Genomic DNA, 1,045 nt, shown 5'->3' on the forward strand with positions numbered 1-1,045 from the left:
ATTGAGGCTAACCATCCAAATGCAAGTTGGGAGGAAAAGGCGATTATTGCGATAAATGTTCGTAATGCGTTTGTGAACGTTGCACGGCAGGGTGTAGCGGATGTTAGGGTTATTTTAAAGTTAGAGAATAACCGTCCACTATGGGATTATAAAACAAGAGAGAAGGCTTTAGCGACAGATAAAGACAATCCGTTGTCAGGTGAAGCTTTAAATAAGAAACTTTATGATGAGGCTTTTGATGTTGAGCAATTGAAGTTAGAAATGAAACATAATGCTGGTTTTGTGGCAGGTACATTGGTTCATACTGATAAGGGATTAATGCCTATTGAAAAATTAAAAGTTGGTGATATGGTGTTATCACGCCATGAAGATCAACCAGAGGGTGAGCTTGCTTATAAACGAGTTTTAAACACATTCGCCTCTAAAGAAAAACACAAAATCTTAAGAGTGGCATTTGATACGTTGAGAGATGATATCGAACCTGAAAGATTAGAGAAAATGAAATCAGGAGAACTTAGCCCTATAGAGAAAGAATATAAAGGCATATCTCAAGTATTCTGTACAGAAAATCACCCCTTCTGGACAAAAGAAGCGGGTTGGGTACAAGCCAAAGATTTACCTGTCTACGAGCGTCATAAGGATGAGGACCGAAACTATACTTTGGTTTGTCAAGATGGTAAACCTGCATTTGGTGTTAGCCTTTGGAGCTATGCAACACCACTGTATAAAACATCAGTAGAAGGTATTGCTGTACAGACCTGTGAAAGGTCTCAACGTTATGGCGATGTATTTACTTATGTGGATTTTACTCAAGGTGAGCCAAAAATCTTAAAACATGGCTGCCTGCGGAATATGATAGGTTTTGCGACCCCGATGAACCGTCTATTGATTTAGAAATCGAAACCTCTCATCCTTTTTCTCATAACAATACCATTGATCAAGTGTTTTTTGATTGGGGACCCAATATATATAGTATAGATAAGATAATGGTATTGTGGTAAAATTCTAGCCGATATCATTTTCCAATTCTCAAAGGAAACCTTTT

1 pseudogene is annotated in these 1,045 nt (G+C 37.9%); it reads left to right on the forward strand.

The window, feature by feature from the left end:
- Positions 1–894 (forward strand): annotated as a pseudogene (locus MOB01S_RS12535) (hypothetical protein); the annotation flags it as partial.
- Between the last annotated feature and the right edge of the window lie 151 nt (positions 895–1,045).

The sequence above is a fragment of the Moraxella oblonga NBRC 102422 genome (assembly GCF_001598275.1).
Lineage (GTDB): Bacteria > Pseudomonadota > Gammaproteobacteria > Pseudomonadales > Moraxellaceae > Moraxella > Moraxella oblonga.